This window comes from Salinivibrio sp. AR640, assembly GCF_001995405.1.
Lineage (GTDB): Bacteria > Pseudomonadota > Gammaproteobacteria > Enterobacterales > Vibrionaceae > Salinivibrio > Salinivibrio costicola.
Genome location: NZ_MUFD01000018.1, coordinates 57,338 through 74,253 on the forward strand (window position 1 = coordinate 57,338; position 16,916 = coordinate 74,253).

Annotated in this window: 15 protein-coding genes and 3 rRNA genes; 10 read left to right on the forward strand and 8 right to left on the reverse strand. The window is 50.0% G+C overall.

The features are described from left to right. Positions 1-33 precede the first annotated feature (33 nt). A complete protein-coding gene (orn, locus tag BZG75_RS10320; RefSeq protein ID WP_077460020.1) occupies positions 34-579 on the reverse strand; it encodes an oligoribonuclease in 546 nt (181 codons plus the stop codon). A gap of 79 nt (positions 580-658) precedes the next feature. Between orn and rsgA the strand changes: the two genes are divergently transcribed. From rsgA to BZG75_RS10345, 5 genes are all read left to right on the forward strand, one after another. Then, entirely contained in the window at positions 659-1,711 is a 1,053-nt protein-coding gene (rsgA, locus tag BZG75_RS10325; protein WP_077460021.1) for a small ribosomal subunit biogenesis GTPase RsgA, read from the forward strand. A 97-nt stretch (positions 1,712-1,808) separates the two neighbouring features. After that, entirely contained in the window at positions 1,809-2,672 is an 864-nt protein-coding gene (gene asd, locus BZG75_RS10330; protein WP_077460022.1) for an archaetidylserine decarboxylase, read from the forward strand. A gap of 182 nt (positions 2,673-2,854) precedes the next feature. Beyond that, on the forward strand, positions 2,855-4,261 hold the full coding sequence (locus tag BZG75_RS10335; RefSeq protein WP_077576896.1) for an SLC13 family permease: 1,407 nt from the start codon (positions 2,855-2,857) through the stop codon (positions 4,259-4,261). A gap of 227 nt (positions 4,262-4,488) precedes the next feature. Continuing rightward, the gene (locus BZG75_RS10340; RefSeq protein WP_021023469.1) at positions 4,489-6,375 is read left to right on the forward strand and encodes a methyl-accepting chemotaxis protein; all 1,887 of its coding nucleotides are present in this window, start codon (positions 4,489-4,491) and stop codon (positions 6,373-6,375) included. Positions 6,376-6,577: 202 nt separating this feature from the next. Then, positions 6,578-8,455: a methyl-accepting chemotaxis protein gene (locus BZG75_RS10345; RefSeq protein WP_077576897.1), complete on the forward strand. Its 1,878-nt coding sequence runs from the start codon at positions 6,578-6,580 to the stop codon at positions 8,453-8,455. A gap of 56 nt (positions 8,456-8,511) precedes the next feature. On the opposite strand, the gene epmA is transcribed toward BZG75_RS10345, so the two are convergent. Continuing rightward, entirely contained in the window at positions 8,512-9,489 is a 978-nt protein-coding gene (gene epmA / locus BZG75_RS10350; protein WP_077460042.1) for an elongation factor P--(R)-beta-lysine ligase, read from the reverse strand. A gap of 314 nt (positions 9,490-9,803) precedes the next feature. Between epmA and frdA the strand changes: the two genes are divergently transcribed. From frdA to frdD, 4 genes are read left to right on the forward strand one after another with little or no spacing between them, the layout of a single operon-like run. Then, positions 9,804-11,609, forward strand: coding sequence for a fumarate reductase (quinol) flavoprotein subunit (gene frdA / locus BZG75_RS10355; protein ID WP_077576900.1), 1,806 nt, complete (start codon positions 9,804-9,806; stop codon positions 11,607-11,609). Beyond that, positions 11,606-12,361 (forward strand): succinate dehydrogenase/fumarate reductase iron-sulfur subunit, encoded by a 756-nt coding sequence (locus tag BZG75_RS10360; protein ID WP_021023465.1) that lies wholly within the window; start codon positions 11,606-11,608, stop codon positions 12,359-12,361. Before frdA ends, BZG75_RS10360 begins: the two co-directional genes overlap by 4 nt. Beyond that, the gene (frdC, locus tag BZG75_RS10365) at positions 12,358-12,741 is read left to right on the forward strand and encodes a fumarate reductase subunit FrdC (protein WP_077460026.1); all 384 of its coding nucleotides are present in this window, start codon (positions 12,358-12,360) and stop codon (positions 12,739-12,741) included. Before BZG75_RS10360 ends, frdC begins: the two co-directional genes overlap by 4 nt. Before the next feature lie 8 nt (positions 12,742-12,749). Beyond that, on the forward strand, positions 12,750-13,112 hold the full coding sequence (frdD, locus tag BZG75_RS10370; protein ID WP_077460027.1) for a fumarate reductase subunit FrdD: 363 nt from the start codon (positions 12,750-12,752) through the stop codon (positions 13,110-13,112). Between the two features lie 67 nt (positions 13,113-13,179). Here the strand turns inward: frdD and efp are convergent, their stop codons facing one another. Next, a complete protein-coding gene (gene efp / locus BZG75_RS10375) occupies positions 13,180-13,746 on the reverse strand; it encodes an elongation factor P (RefSeq protein ID WP_021023462.1) in 567 nt (188 codons plus the stop codon). A gap of 33 nt (positions 13,747-13,779) precedes the next feature. On the opposite strand from efp, the gene epmB reads away from it, so the two are divergent. Beyond that, on the forward strand, positions 13,780-14,802 hold the full coding sequence (epmB, locus tag BZG75_RS10380) for an EF-P beta-lysylation protein EpmB (RefSeq protein ID WP_077576898.1): 1,023 nt from the start codon (positions 13,780-13,782) through the stop codon (positions 14,800-14,802). A gap of 75 nt (positions 14,803-14,877) precedes the next feature. Here the strand turns inward: epmB and BZG75_RS10385 are convergent, their stop codons facing one another. The 5 genes from BZG75_RS10385 to BZG75_RS10405 all read right to left on the reverse strand — a co-directional run. Next, the gene (locus BZG75_RS10385; RefSeq protein WP_077576899.1) at positions 14,878-15,519 is read right to left on the reverse strand and encodes a flavin reductase family protein; all 642 of its coding nucleotides are present in this window, start codon (positions 15,517-15,519) and stop codon (positions 14,878-14,880) included. A gap of 8 nt (positions 15,520-15,527) precedes the next feature. Continuing rightward, positions 15,528-15,908: a thiol-disulfide oxidoreductase DCC family protein gene (locus tag BZG75_RS10390; protein ID WP_077460030.1), complete on the reverse strand. Its 381-nt coding sequence runs from the start codon at positions 15,906-15,908 to the stop codon at positions 15,528-15,530. 300 nt (positions 15,909-16,208) lie between these two features. Then, positions 16,209-16,324: ribosomal RNA gene (gene rrf, locus BZG75_RS10395) — 5S ribosomal RNA — on the reverse strand. Between the two features lie 83 nt (positions 16,325-16,407). Then, a 5S ribosomal RNA gene (gene rrf, locus BZG75_RS10400) occupies positions 16,408-16,523 on the reverse strand. A 115-nt stretch (positions 16,524-16,638) separates the two neighbouring features. Further along, positions 16,639-16,916, reverse strand: a 23S ribosomal RNA gene (locus BZG75_RS10405); the annotation flags it as partial.

Consider the following 16,916-nt stretch of genomic DNA (forward strand, 5'->3'; position numbering starts at 1 on the left):
GCTCAAAAGAGCAACAGATCGACGAAAAGAAAATCAGATCGTCAGGATCCTTTCGCGATAGAACTGCAATTCTGCAATTGATTCCCGAATGTCGTCAAGGGCTAAATGGGTGCCTTTTTTAGAAAACGCATTCAGTATTTCGGGCTGCCAACGGCGCGTAAGCTCTTTCAGCGTACTGACGTCCACCGTGCGATAGTGAAAATAACGCTCCAGCACCGGCATATGACGATAGAGAAAACGACGATCTTGGCCCACACTGTTACCACAAATCGGGGAGGCCCCCGCGGGTACCCATTGAGATAAAAATGCGATCGTTTGCTCAATAGCCGCTTGCTCACTGACTTGGCTTTGTTGCACACGCGCAACCAAACCAGACTGGGTATGCGTTTGCGTACACCAATCGTCCATTTTATCGAGTTCGCTTTGCGGCTGATGGATCGCTAATACCGGTCCTTCTGCCAGGATATTAAGCTGTGCATCGGTCACAATCGTTGCGATCTCAATGATCTTGTGGGTGTCCGGATCGAGCCCGGTCATTTCCAGATCGATCCAGATTAAATTGTTTTCACTGAACGCCATTGAACTTGCCTTTTTTATGGGTAAACCATGTATCATACTGTGCTTGATATGAAAGCCAACTTAACTGATAAGAGTCAACGTGGCAAAAAAGAAAAAGCTTACTAAAGGCCAATTGCGGCGGGTTCGATCGAACCAGCAACGTCGGATCAAACAGCATGATAACGACATCCAATGGGAAGATGCTGCCCTTGAGTCTTCTCGTGAAGGCCGAGTGATCACGCGATTTGGGCAACATGCCGATATTGAAGATCCGCAAACAGGGAAAATACACCGGTGCAATCTCCGTCGTTCCGTCAGTAGTCTGGTAACAGGTGATCGCGTCATTTGGCGCCCAGGCAAAGAAGCACTCGAGGGATTTGCCGGCGTGGTTGAAGCGGTACATGATCGCATGTCGGTTCTGACACGGCCTGATTACTATGACGGCGTTAAACCCGTTGCCGCCAATATCGATCAAGTGGTGATCGTGGCCGCGATCTTACCCGAGCTGTCGCTCAATATTATCGACCGTTACTTAATTGCGTGTGAAGTACTCAATATCGCCCCGCTCATTGTGGTCAATAAAGTCGACCTGCTGGATGATGACGGCCGAGAAATGGTCGAGACGCTGCTCGATATCTATCGAGATATTGGCTATCCCTTGGTGATGGTGAGCGCCGATTCTGGTGAGGGCATGTCGACACTGGTTGAACAATTGGATCAACATGTCAGTGTGTTCGTGGGGCAATCAGGCGTGGGTAAATCAAGCCTGGTCAATACCTTATTACCCGATGTGCATGCGCAAACGCATCAGGTATCAGAAAACTCAGGACTGGGGCAGCACACCACGACCGCGGCACGCTTGTATCATTTCGCCCAAGGGGGCGATCTCATTGACTCGCCTGGCGTGCGCGAGTTCGGTTTATGGCACCTTGAGCCGGAACAAATCGCCCATGGGTTTGTCGAATTTCGTGAGTATTTAGGTGGGTGCAAATTCCGCGACTGCAAACATGGCGACGACCCAGGTTGCCTGCTTCGTCAGGCGGTCGAAGATGGCCATATTAGTGTCGAACGCTTTGACAGCTACCACCGCATTATTGAAAGCATGAAAGAAGCAAAAGATAACCGACAGTTCTCACGAAATAAGCAACTGTGAGCCGCTGTCACTACACGTATTGATTCGCTACACTGCGTGCCAATCCATAGCACGCATTGAGCGTAATTAACATTCAATAACTTGTCAGGACGAAACTGTGCGAGACGATTTAAAAGTCGGGCTGCAATACCTTGCGCCGAAACACGCTCTTACCCGAGTCATGGGCAAATTGGCTAGCTTAAAAGGCGGCTGGTTCACAACCTCGGTGATTAAGTGGTTTATTAAGCAGTATCACGTCGACATGGGCGAAGCAAAGGTCAGTGATCCTGGCTACTATCGCACCTTTAATGATTTTTTTGTCCGTGAGCTAAAACCTGCGTTACGTCCCATCGAAGGCGATAATGATACCTTGGTTTTTCCTGCCGATGCCTGCGTCAGTCAAGCGGGACGCATCGAGCAGGGGCAATTAATCCAAGCCAAAGGCCACTACTTTTCATTAACCGAATTAATCGGCGGCGATGCAGCACTCGCCAGCCAATTTGATGAGGGAGCGTTCGCCACCTTATATCTCTCACCGCGTGATTATCACCGCGTCCATATGCCATGCGACGGGGTACTGCGCGAGATGATCTATATTCCTGGCGATCTCTTTTCAGTCAATCCGGTAACAGCAGAAAACGTTCCCAACCTGTTCGCACGCAATGAGCGTGTTGTCTGTCTCTTTGAAACAGATTTCGGCCCCATGGCGCAAATTTTAGTAGGTGCGACCATTGTCGGTAGCATTGAAACCACGTGGGCGGGCACGGTAACACCGCCAACTGGCGGCAGCATTCGTCGTTGGCAATACCCGACCGAGGGCGAGCAAGCAATTCACTTTGTCCAAGGTGATGAGATGGGCCGATTCAAACTGGGCTCAACCGTGATTAACCTCTTTCCAAACGGTGCCCTGCACTTCGACGACCAAGTTACCCCTGGCACGCCTACGCAAATGGGGCAGCCCTACGCGCATCGGCAGGCGTAATCGAAAAAATTGTGAGATAAGGGGCGTTTATGCCCCTTTTTTGTGTCGAAATTCGGAGATTTTTCCCGTTAATCAACAGGCAAGGTCCGTATTATTGGAGGTGTTCTGTTAGCAAGAAAGCGCTTGCCTATCCAACCGTAAGGCATGACGCGGTCGCCCACCAATGACGAAGGAGCGTATTTGTGGTTAATGCTCGTTTTATCAAGCTACTTGTCGCACTCGGCCTCCCCTTATTATTACTGCTTATGCCCACCGATTGGTTGCCTATTGCCGATCTTACGATTATTCAGCACCGCTTATTAGCCATCTTTTTAATGGCCGCGTTATTGTGGGTGCTTGAGCCTGTTCCCGTTTTTTCTACGTCCTTGCTCATCATCACCCTGCAACTGATCATGATTTCAGACAAAGGCTTGCACTGGTTTCGTGGCATAACGCCTCATCATCCGCGTGGCGAGTTAATTCCTTACACCGATATATTAAGTGCCTTTTCATCGCCTATTATCATCCTGTTTATGGGTGGGTTTTCGTTGGCTATCGCGGCGTCTAAATATCAGCTCGACATTAACCTTGCCCGCGTGTTACTCAAACCTTTCGGCCAACACCCCAAGTTCATTATGCTGGGGCTGATGTTGATCACGGCGGTATTTTCAATGTTTATGTCCAATACCGCGACAACTGTCATGATGTTGGCCCTATTAGCGCCCATTATCAGTGTGCTACCCAAAGGCGATCCGTTAATTAAAGCGATGGTGCTTTGCATTCCGGTCGCCGCGAATACCGGAGGAATCGCTACCCCTATCGGCACACCGCCAAACGCGATCGCGCTACAGTATTTAACCGGCGAATATCAAGTCTCCTTTTTAGACTGGATGAAGATAGGGCTCCCCTTCGTGATCGTCCAACTCAGTTTTGCTTGGTGGCTGTTACAACGCCTCTTTCGCAGTCAACACACTCGAGTGGAGCTTGCGTTAGAAGGCCGTTTTTTACAAAGCTGGCAAGCCTATACCGTCTATATTACCTTTGCGCTGACCATTGTTCTGTGGCTCACCACAGGCGCTCATGGCATGAATACGTATGTCGTCGCGGTGATCCCTCTGGCTATTTTTACCCTGACAGGGATCATTGGTAAGCCAGAGCTTAAGCAAATTAACTGGGATGTGCTTTGGCTGGTCGCCGGCGGGATTGCAATGGGGATCGCACTGGATCAAACCGGTCTCGCCGCAGCCCTCGCCCATGCAGTGGATTACAGCTTGCTCACTGCCATGACCGTTTTAATTACCTTATCGGTGATTTGCTGGCTGATGGCTAATTTTATGTCCAATACAGCGACCGCAAACTTATTAATGCCGATTGCGGCGGCGATTGCCTCTTCCATGCCAGCGTTAGCAAGCATTGGCGGCATGCAAGGCTTGCTCATTGTTGTCGCTTTTTCCGCCTCTCTCGGCATGATTTTACCGGTATCGACCCCTCCCAACTCGCTCGCTTACTCCACGGGGTTTATCAGTAGTCAAGATCTGGTCAAAGTCGGCCTTATTCTCGGGGTAAGTGGTTTGATGCTGGTTTATGGCGGGGTTATCTTATTAACCTGACAGGCGTTTCATCGATGAGACAAAAAACCGATAAGTCGTTTCCATTTTACATAAGCGTCTATTTTTTATTGGTTAAAAATGGGATAACACGAGTGATGCAGGCGTTAGCGAGCTTGAGAGGAAAACTTTTTTTTAATTCTATCCCCTCCCAGGCTCAAGCTTTCTACAATTAAGTAGATACTCAATAAGAAAGTATCGTCATAGTGTGGTAGTACGAGGGATCTTTAATGAAATTTACCATCAAGACCAAAATATTACTTGCGGTTGCTTTGGTCGTCGCCTTAGTCAGTGCAGTACAGGCATGGTTTTCAGTCAATCAACTTGAAGCAGAAACCGAACAAAGCGTCACCGCTCAAATGAGAGATGTGGGGCTATCAACGAGCAACTTTATCGAAGAATGGCTCGACATCCGCAGCAAAATGCTCGTCGCGAATGTGCCTTTGATTGCTAGCCAACCGAATGTTGATCGCGAATTATTACTGACCAAGCGTCAGGGTGATTTTCTTACCGTCTATGCCGGCTTTGCTGATGGAACCATCGCCTATGGTGATAAAACCGAAAGTTGGCCAACCGACTATGACCCTCGTTCACGTCCTTGGTATAAGCAAGCCAATGCGGCAAACGATTTAATTATTACGCCTCCTTATGTCGATGCCAATGGCGCTGGCATGGTCATCAGCTTTGCTAAAGCATTTAATCAACAGTTCGAAGGGGTTATTGCTGCTGACTTATCTGTCGACGCCATTGTCAAAGAGGTGCTTAACGTACGCCTACCCAATGAAGGCTTCGCGTTTTTGGTTGATAGCAACAATAAGGTGGTCGCCTATCGCGATACCGCGCTGAGTGGAAAAGCTTTAACGCAGGTCGACGATGAGCTCACACCAGCCTTCATCCAAAATGCACGAAACAGCCAAGCACTGGGCACCGTGACGTTCGATGGCGATGGCCGCGAAAAACTCATTGCGGTGACAAAAGTGGAAGGCGCTAACTGGAGTCTAGGGGTGGTTCAAGACAAACAACTGGCATTTGCCTCCGTTTCCGAGCAAATAGTCTCCACGTTGGTCACGTCGGTGATTTTGTTTGTCGTTATCGCTTTTATTGCCGGCTTCCTCATTCACCGTATGCTGGCCCCGCTGACTCAGCTGACGCACGCAGTAAGCTCCTTATCGCAAGGTAGTGGCGATCTTACTCAGCGTCTTGATATTGTGCGCCACGATGAAATCGGTGAGTTAGCTGGACACGTCAATGCGTTTTTAGCGCAATTGCAAGCCATGATTGGTCGAAGCGTCACCCAAAGTGTGGGATTGTCTGAACGCGCGGACCAATGTCGAAATCTTGCGCATCAGTCGACCGGTTTAGTCGGACAACAGCAAGGTGATGTCGATCAAATCGCGACCGCCATTCACCAAATGTCAACCACTGCCAATGAAGTGGCCAGCAATGCCGAACAAACCGCTCGTTCAGCCCAAGAAGCAGAAAGTTCATGCCGGGATGGCTTAGAGGTCGTGGAAAGTAACCGTGACGCGATCACACAGTTGGCAGAACAGGTCGAACAAGCCACCAATGTGATTCGAGAGCTAGACACAAACTCGCAAAGCATTAATCAAATCATTTCCACCATCCAAGGGATTGCCGAGCAAACGAATCTACTGGCGCTTAACGCCGCGATCGAGGCTGCGCGTGCTGGTGAGCAAGGCCGAGGGTTTGCAGTGGTCGCTGACGAGGTACGTGTACTGAGTCAACGCACGCACGACTCCACCGAAGAAATCCGCAATATGATAGAAACGCTGCAGAACACGACACAACGTGCGGTGGATGGCATGACCCAAAGTAACGAAATGGCAACCTCCAGTGTCGATCGCGCCGCCTCAGCCAGTGATAAACTCAATCAAATCACACGCGCGATTGGCGATATCTCTGAAATGGCGGCACAAATTGCCAGCGCGGCTGAAGAGCAACGTGCCGTCACTGAAGATATCAATCGCAATACCCAAGCGGTGCGCGATTTATCACTGGAGCTTCATCAAAAATCGAACGAAACAGGGGAACAAGGCGAGCAAATGGCGCAAGACGCGCAGGCGATGCACAGTGACTTGTCTAAATTTAAAGTCTAACGCGTCAACGATATGAACACGGCGATGCAACCAGGCTGCCTATACCAGTAGGCAGCCTCTCTATTGGCAGAAAGATCACAAATTCTGCGTTCAACGATTCCTTATCCTCACTTATCAACGCGATTTGCCTCATTGATCTAACTTTGCTGTAAGCCTTGCGTATACACTCAAAGATATTTTTTAATGAGATGGAAATGTGTCTATGCCCAAGCCGACAATTAAGCTGAAAATCATTGTGGCTATTGCCTTTATCGTCGCGCTGGTCAGTGCGGTGCTTGCCAGCATTTCTGTGCGTCAGCTCCAAACTGAAACCACCACCAGCATTACCAAACAAATGCATGATGTCGGTGATGCCACCACCCAGTTCATTGATAGCTGGTTAAGTACGCGTGCCGATATGCTTCTGGCCAATGAGACACTGATTGCAAATAACGCCAATGTCGATCGTGAACTGCTAGTGACGAAGCGTGCGGGGCACTTTTTATCCGTTTATGCTGGATTTAGCGATGGACGCATTGCTTATGGTGATAAAAGTGAAGACTGGCCAGCGGATTACGATCCGCGCACACGGCCCTGGTACCAGAGTGCGAGTGGAGTCAATGAACTTATTATTACTGAGCCCTATCAGGATTTTGACGGTAGCCTAGTGGTCAGTTTAGCCAAGGCCTTTAATGGCCAATACCAAGGTGTGATCGCCGCCGATGTCACCGTGACTGATATCGTCGAGCAGGTGCTCAATTTGAAGCTCAGTAATGGCTTTGCCTTTTTGGTCGACGGTGAAAATCGCCTCGTCGCGTATCGTGATACGGACTTAAGTCGCCAACCGCTCACCGATCTGGATGACGAGCTGACTCGCAACTTTATGGCCAATGCCAGTGCGCAACGCCAACTCACCACCTTTGAGCTCAACGGCAAAGAAAAACTGCTTGCTGCAATAACCGTCCCCAACACCGATTGGACGCTGGGTATTGTCGAAGATAAAGCGCAAGCTTACGCCTCCGTATCAGAGCAAATTACTTTTGTGGTGATCGCCTCTGTCATTCTTTTTGTCGTGATTGCCTTTATCGCCGGGGCCCTGATTAAACAATTACTCAAGCCGTTGGGTGAATTAACCGCGGCGGTGCGGACGCTCTCTGCCGGTGAAGGTGATCTGACCCAAAGGATCAACATAGCCCGTCGCGATGAAATTGGTGAATTGGCCGAGTACGTTAACGCCTTCCTTGCACAACTTCAGCAAATGGTCGGTAAAGCGGTCAATCAAAGTATGACATTGTCGCAAAGCGCCGAGGAATGCCGAACCCATGCGTTACAATCGAGTCAATTAGTCGACAAGCAGCAAAACGATGTCGACCAAATTGCTACCGCGATCCATGAGATGTCAACCACCGCCAACGAAGTGGCCAGCCATGCCGAGGATACCGCCACTTCGGCGCAACAAGCGGAGCAATCATGCCAAGAAGGGTTAAGTGTGGTGGGTGACAACCGCGACGCCATCACCCAATTGGCTCAGCAAGTCGAGCGCGCCACCAATGTGATCCGTGAACTGGATGAAAACGCGCAGAGTATTAACCAAATTATTGCGACCATACAAGGGGTGGCGGAACAAACCAACCTGTTGGCATTGAATGCGGCGATAGAAGCGGCACGCGCAGGTGAACAAGGGCGCGGCTTTGCGGTAGTCGCCGATGAAGTACGGGTATTAAGCCAACGGACACACGACTCCACCGAAGAAATTCGCAATATGATTGAGACCCTGCAACACACGACGCAACGGGCCGTGGATGATATGACGCAAAGTAATGAGATGGCGACATCAAGCGTTGATCGTGCTGAAGCTGCGAGTGAGCGTCTCAACCAAATCACCACTGCGATTGGGCGGATTTCAGAAATGGCGATTCAAATTGCCAGCGCCGCAGAAGAGCAGCGCGCGGTCACCGACGATATTAATCGCAATACCCAAGCGGTAAAAGATCTCTCCTACGAGATCCATCAACAAGCGAGCGCCACAGGCGACCAAGGTGACAGCATGGCGCAGGCGGCTCAAGACATGCATCAAGACTTATCTAAATTTAAAGTCTAAACCGGTCCCTGCCCTAAACGCCGCCTTCGAGCGGCGTTTTTATCGGTGCGGCCTTGTTAAGCGCGCGAAACAGGAAACGCGGTCACCGCATCAATATGGTCACACCCCAAAGCCAGCATGACTAAGCGGTCAACACCCAGCGCCACGCCCGCACAATCGGGTAAGCCTGCCTCTAATGCGGCGAGCAAGTGCGTATCGATAGGTTGTGGCGCTAATCCTCGTGCAATCCGCGCTTGGTTATCCGCCTCAAACCGCCGACGCTGTTCGCAAGCGTCTTGCAACTCATAAAAACCATTTGCCAGCTCAACTCCTTGGTAATACACCTCAAAGCGATGCGCGACGCGTGGATCTGCTTGGCTAATTTTTGCTAACGCGGCTTGTGATTCGGGAAAGTCATAAACAAAAACAGGCGCCTGTAAGCCAATATTGGGCTCCACCATCACCGAGAAAAGCAGTTGCAACAAGGTATCTTTATCTGTCTCATCTTGGGTGATATCGGCCAATCCCTGGGTGGCCGCAAGTGCGCGCAGCTGAGGAATATCCGCGGTTAATGGACACAGCCCGGTAGTAGACTCAAACGCCTCTTGATAGCTCATCCGTGTCGCAGCCTGACACCTTAGTACAGCTTGTAACAACGCGTTCATTTCATCCATCAACTGGTGGTGATCAAAACCAGGGCGATACCATTCGAGCATGGTAAATTCCGGATTGTGGTAACGGCCAGCTTCTTCGTTACGAAACGCTTTACTGATTTGGTAAATCGGCCCGCTCCCCGCGGCCAGTAAGCGCTTCATATGAAACTCAGGGCTGGTCATTAAGTGCAACGACACGCCGTCAGCGAAACCAGGCCCAACCAAAGACGTTTTAAAGCTATGTAGGTGCACATCGGTGACCGCCGCTTGGCTAAGTGCTGGCGTATCCACTTCCCATACGCCACGGTCAGCAAAAAATTGCCGAAGACGTGCCATGATATCGGCTCGCTTTTTCAGTTGCTCTAGCGACGCAGTTGGTGGCCATTGCGTGGTTAAGGTCATAAAAAATTCTCTGTTCGCACCATGGCGCCAGTCTATCGCCAGCGAGCAAAATAACAAGTGCCTTCCTGCTTGCTTGTTACGCAATATTAGCGTGTCACATGGCGCATTTCTATTGCAAGTCTTGCGCGCTTTTTCAACGCTATCGCACACTTACCGATTCATCTCACACTTTTATGCAATTTAACACCCATGCCCGCAAAATCGCGGCAATTCCCCGACTGAGTCAATTTTTACGCAGACGAGATTGCCTACTATGACAGCACAACAATAAACAAGCCAAGCACTGGCTTTCCCTATAACACTGGAGGATGAACGTGCGGACTCTCACTACCGATATTGCAGTTATCGGCGCCGGTGGCGCTGGACTGCGCACCGCTATTGCGGCTGCAGAGGCCGATCCCTCTCTTAATATTGCATTGGTGTCTAAGGTCTACCCGATGCGCTCACACACTGTGGCAGCCGAAGGTGGCTCAGCGGCCGTCATCAAGGACGAGGACAGCTTAGACAATCATTTTAATGATACCGTCAGCGGCGGCGATTGGTTATGTGAGCAAGACGTTGTCGACTACTTTGTTAAAAATTGCGCCCATGAAATGGTGCAATTGGAGCAATGGGGGTGCCCTTGGAGCCGTAAAGACGACGGCAGCATTAATGTGCGTCGATTCGGCGGTATGAAAGTGGAGCGGACGTGGTTCGCTGCCGATAAAACCGGCTTTCACATGCTGCATACTTTATTCCAAACCTCGGTCAAATACCCACAAATTCAGCGCCTAGACGAATATTTTGTTGTCGATTTGATTATCGATGAGGGGCAGGTACAGGGGTTGATTGCCTTACACATGGCAGAAGGCGAGCTGGTCTGTATCAAAGCCAAGTCGGTCGTATTGGCCACCGGGGGGGCCGGCCGAGTATATAGCTGTAACACCAATGGTGGCATTGTCACCGGTGATGGCATGGCCATGGCGTATCGTCACGGGATTCCACTACGCGATATGGAATTTGTGCAATATCATCCAACCGGATTGCCGGGGACAGGTATCTTAATGACCGAAGGCTGCCGAGGTGAAGGCGGCATTATTGTCAACAAAGACGGTTATCGTTACTTGCAAGATTACGGTATGGGCCCAGAAACGCCGGTCGGTCAACCGAAGAATAAATACATGGAGCTTGGCCCGCGCGATAAAGTCTCTCAGGCTTTTTGGCACGAGCAACAAAAAGGCAACACCATCAAGCACACACTCGGTGATGTGGTGCATCTCGACTTGCGCCACCTGGGTGAAGACTATATTCAAGAGCGCCTACCCTTTATCTGTGAGCTGGCGAAAGCCTATGTCAATGTTGACCCAGCCAAAGAGCCGATCCCTATCCGCCCAACGGTGCATTACACCATGGGAGGGATCGAAACCGACGCGCAAACGGAAACACGTGTTAAAGGCCTATTTGCAGTCGGTGAGTGCTCTTCTGTTGGCTTACACGGCGCCAATCGTCTTGGTTCAAACTCGCTCGCCGAGCTTGCTGTCTTCGGTCGTTTAGCCGGTGAGGGCGCTGCCAAGCGTGCTAGCAGTTTCACAGATTGGAACCAAGCGGCCATCGACGCTCAAATTCAAGACGTGAAAGCGCACATTGATCAGTTGCTCTCTAATCAAGGAGAAGAAAACTGGGCGGATATTCGTCGCGAGCTCGGTGAAACCATGGAAGCGGGTTGTGGTATTTATCGTCGAGAAGACTTAATGCAGGCCACGATTGATAAAATTGCCGAACTGAAAGCTCGCTACCAAAATATCAGCATTCAAGATAAAGGCAGTGTGTTTAATACCGACCTGCTGTACGCCATTGAAGTAGGCTATGGCCTAGAAGTCGCCGAAGCCATGGCACATTCCGCGATACAGCGTAAAGAGTCACGCGGCGCACACCAACGTCTTGATAAAGGCTGCACCAGCCGTGATGATGAAAACTATCTCAAGCATACTTTGGCGTTCTATCAAGCAGAGCATGGCCCTCGCATCGACTATGGCGATGTCAAAATAACCAAGTCACAACCTCAAGCACGACTGTATGGTGATGCGGCAGAGCAAGCGAATCGTGACAGCGCCGACCAACAAAAGGAGCACGCAAAATGACGCAAGCTACCTATCAGGTCTCAGTGCTCAGGTATGATCCCGCAACGGATGAGGCCCCCTACACGCAAGACTTCGTGGTCACCGGTGACGAAACCATGTCGGTTCTGGATGCGCTGGGTTATATCAAGGATAACCTGGATAAGTCACTGTCTTATCGCTGGTCTTGTCGCATGGCCATTTGTGGCTCGTGTGGCATGATGGTTGATGGCGTGCCAAAGCTAGCCTGTAAAGCGTTTTTACGTGATTACCCCAAAGGGGTACTGATTGAGCCTTTGGCTAACTTTGCGATCGAAAAAGATCTGGTGGTGGATATGACACCATTTATTGAACGTCTTGAAGCGATCAAACCGTATATTTTAGGTAATGACCGCCGCCCCGAAGACGGGCCTAATACGCAAACGCCTGAACAAATGGCGCGCTACAAGCAGTTCGCAGCCTGTATTAATTGCGGTCTTTGTTACGCAGCGTGTCCGCAATTTGGCCTCAACCCTGACTTTTTAGGTCCCGCCGCCATCACACTTGCGCATCGTTATAATCTGGACAGTCGCGACGGTGGTCAACACGAGCGTATGCCACTGATTAATAGTGATAACGGCGCCTGGGGGTGTACGTTTGTTGGCTATTGCTCACAAGTGTGCCCTAAAGGGGTCGACCCTGCTGGTGCGGTTAACCAAGGAAAAGTGGCCTCCACGCAAGATATGGTGATCGCCATGTTTAATCCCAATAAAGAAGGGAAGGAGGTAACAGGATGAGTAACCGTAAACCTTATGTACGGCCTATGCCTCGTACTTGGTGGCTGCACCACCCGTTTTATCGCTTCTACATGCTACGAGAAGCAACTGTGCTGCCTTTAGTCTTCTTTACTCTCAGCCTAACCGCGGGATTAATTTGCTTGGTACAAGGCCCACAGGCCTGGCAGGGATGGCTTGACTATATGGCCCATCCAGTTGTGGTGTTACTCAATCTGGTCGCGTTAATCGCCAGCTTGTTCCACGCCACGACGTTTTTCAGCATGATGCCACAAGTCATGCCAATTCGAATCAAAGGGAAGCTATTGGATAGTAAATGGGTGATTGGCGCACAATGGGGCGCTGTGGCTGTAGTATCACTGATCGCCTTGGTGCTCATTTAGGAGGTGTTATGATCGATCCCAAACCAAAACGTTCCGATGAGCCAATTTGGTGGAGTTTATTTGGTGCTGGGGGGACTTGGTTCGCCATGTTCACCCCTATTACCGTGCTGATTTTAGGGATCTTAGTGCCGCTTGGTATTATTGATCCCAGCGCACTCAGCTATGACCGTGTCATGATGTTTGCCGAACATTGGCTGGGCAAGTTGCTTATCCTCGCCACCTTAGCACTACCCATGTGGCATGCGATGCACCGCATTCACCATGGCCTGCACGACCTTAAGCTGCATATCGGCTTGGCAGGCAAAGTTGTCTGTTATGCGATTGCATTTACGGTCAGTGTCGTCGCCGCGCTTTTAGTATTGATGATCTAGCGTGTGCTAAAAGCAATAAAACAAAAAGCCCTGGTGAATCACACTCAGGGCTTTTTATTGTCGGTCATTATTTTACGCGTCCAACATACTCGCCAGAGCGCGTATCGACTTTGAGTACTTCACCGATTTGAATAAATAAAGGCACTCGTACAACCGCACCTGTGGTCAATGTTGCCGGCTTACCGCCTGTGCCTTGGGTATCCCCTTTTAGGCCAGGATCCGTTTCCGTCACTTCTAGTTCAACGAAATTAGGCGGTGTGACCACAATCGGATCGCCATTCCAAAGGGTAAGCGTACAGCTGTTGTTTTCAACCAACCATTTAACATTCTCACCGACGGCACTTTCATTGGCCGCAATTTGTTCAAAGGTTTCGTTGTTCATAAAGTGGAAGAATTCACCGTCGGTATAAAGGTAATCCATATCCACTTCAATCACATCGGCCGCTTCAACTGTATCACCGGATTTAAAAGTCTTTTCCAAGACTTTGCCAGAGATCAGCTTGCGCAGTTTGACCCGGTTAAAGGCTTGGCCTTTACCTGGTTTCACAAATTCATTTTCGGTAATGACACACGGCTCGTTATCGAGCATAATTTTCATGCCGCCGCGGAATTCATTGGTGCTGAAAGACGCCATCTTGATCCTCTTAACATCTTCGAGTTTTCACAAATGTCGCACATCATAACCCGAATCCAGCCTGCTGTTGAGCGAAACTGGATCAAAGAACTCGCAGAGGCGATCACAGATCCCAGTGAATTGCTGCAACTGCTTGAAATTTCACCAGAGGAATGGACGTCCGGTTTTGCCGCGCGCCGCTTGTTTTCACAACGCGTTCCTCGCAGTTTTGTTGCCCGAATGGAAAAAGGCAATCCGAACGACCCGCTGCTTAAGCAAGTGTTACCTATCGCGCAGGAGTTTAATGAGGTAGAGGGCTTCAGCGCTGATCCGCTTGAAGAGCAAGATAATGCGATTCCTGGGTTATTGCATAAATACCACAACCGCGTATTACTGATCGTTAAAGGAGGCTGCGCGATAAATTGCCGCTATTGCTTCCGTCGCCATTTTCCTTATCAGGACAACAAGGGCAGCAAACGCGTATGGCAAGGTGCATTGGATTATATCGCTGCACATCATGAAATTGACGAAGTGATCTTATCCGGCGGCGATCCCCTGATGGCCAAAGATGAGGAGCTCGATTGGCTTATCAGCGCCATTGAGCCGATGAATCATGTGAAACGGCTACGCATTCACTCTCGTCTGCCGGTGGTGATCCCAGCGCGTATCACCTCTGCGCTTACTGAACGTTTGTCTCGCTCACGCCTGCAAGTGGTGATGGTTACTCACATCAATCATGCCAATGAGATAGATACCGAGTTAAGCGATAAGCTCCACACATTGCGACAAGCGGGAATTACGCTGCTCAATCAAAGCGTGCTGCTAAAAGGGGTGAATGACAGTGCGGATGCGTTGGTGGCACTGAGTCAACGACTATTTGATGCCGGCGTTTTACCTTACTACCTGCATGTATTGGATAAAGTCCAAGGCGCCGCTCACTTTTTAGTCTCAGACGATGAAGCGCGCGCCTTAATGCAGGAGATTATCGAGCAGCTCTCCGGCTATTTAGTCCCTCGACTGACTCGGGAAACCGGTGGCCGAGCAAGTAAAACGCCGCTGGATCTTCAGTTAGAATAGCCAGAACTAAACCGCTGATGCCCGGACGATACGTGAAACTTACGCACTATCCGACCACTATATGGCTCGTACCCGCTAATCAAGCCACTCTGGCTGGCAGTCAGGTTTAGCATAACTCAGACGGCCAACACGGCTGGCGGTGTGGTAGCAATCTAATCCGCTCAAGGCAACGGTGCCTGCTTGCTCAATGTCGACAAAACCATCCTCACTGACACAACTGTCTGGCACGTGCGCTTCGATTATTTCCCCCACTAACAAGTGAGTACCATTGATCGCCATGGTGTGCTCTTCACGGAGAATAAGACCAAGGCGGATCGCGGCTTCTTGTACAAAAGGCGCACCAAACTTTTCACGCCATAAAGGCGTCAAACCAACCTGATCAAATTCAGAGATATCGTGAGGGTAACGCGCTGACGTTTGATGAGCCGCCACAATCATCTCTTTTTGTACGTGATTAAGTGTATAAAAACCCGTCGCTCTAATGTTTTCTAACGTATCACGCGGCACAGTATCAGGGCGGATTATCACCCCCATTAACGCAGGGCTTGCTCCGAGATGAAACGCAGAGCTCACAATACATAAATTGGTTTGTTGGTTTGTATCGCTGGTGCCCAACAAGTTGGCTGATTTAAATCCTGATAAGCTGTTCACAAAAGTCGCACGGTAGCGTTTTTCCATCGCAACGATGGCTTCTTTCTCATACACGCTCAGTGACATGGGTTTCCTTATTTAATCTGACATTGTTGGCAGCGTGCTTGGCCCGTCAAAATCGCCGAGATCCGATAACGGTGCTGGGCAAAGAAAAGATAGGCTTTGTCTGCAAACCACGCAATAACCGGCCAGCGTAACCAACTCACCCAAGCGCCTTTTCCAACCGCATCCCACGCTACATAGGTTGCATCTAAACCATACACCATTTGCCCATCACTATCTTGTGCATGCAAAATACGATTCGCCGAGCTGGGATCAACGTTGGGAAAATCAATGGAAAAATCCGCTTGGTGGATATCAACCAATCGCAGCGCATCGTCGCCATCCCAACGCGAGAGCTTACGCATTTCTTTCACACACAAAGGACACATGCTGTCATAGAACACAGTTACCATAATGGTACCTCCCGAGGCATTAATACGCGCCGGCGGGGACACTCGATCAAAAAAAGAAAGCCCTGACCGTCAGGCCAGGGCTCTATTGGTTTTTCATCAAAGATTAAAGATACAAAAAAGCCCCGACCGTTAGGTCAGGGCTTCGTATTTCTACTCATCAAAGTCTTATACATATCCGCTTTGATGATTAAATTGCGAGCTATGCGCAGGGAGTTTTGAAGCGAGACGCACAATGTATGCCAATACATGAGCATCGCAGCTATCAAAAATCACAAGCAATAGGCGCAATTTATAATCAAAGCCTGGCGATGTCCTACTCTCACATGGGGAGACCCCACACTACCATCGGCGCTGCTTCGTTTCACTACTGAGTTCGGCATGGAGTCAGGTGGGTCCAAAGCGCTATGGTCGCCAAGCAAAATTTGGTGTGTCTTCACTTTTCAGTCAAAACACAAATCTAGAAAGCTGTTTCGTTCTCGCCACAATCAACTGGCTTANAGCCTGGCGATGTCCTACTCTCACATGGGGAGACCCCACACTACCATCGGCGCTGCTTCGTTTCACTACTGAGTTCGGCATGGAGTCAGGTGGGTCCAAAGCGCTATGGTCGCCAAGCAAAATTTGGTGTGTCTTCACTTTTCAGTCAAAACACAAATCTAGAAAGCTGTTTCGTTCTCGCCACAATCAACTGGCTTATTTTAAGTCCAACCCAAAACCTCTTGGGTGTTGTATGGTTAAGCCGCACGGGCAATTAGTACAGGTTAGCTCAACGCCTCACAGCGCTTACACACCCTGCCTATCAACGTCGTMGTCTACGACAACCCTTTAGAGAGCTCGAAGCTCTAGGGATGACTCATCTCGGGGCCAGCTTCGCGCTTAGATGCTTTCAGCGCTTATCTGTGCCGAACTTAGCTACCGGGCAATGCGTCTGGCGACACAACCCGAACACCAGCGGTTCGTCCACTCCGGTCCTCTCGTACTAGGAGCAGCTCCCCTCAATCATCCAAC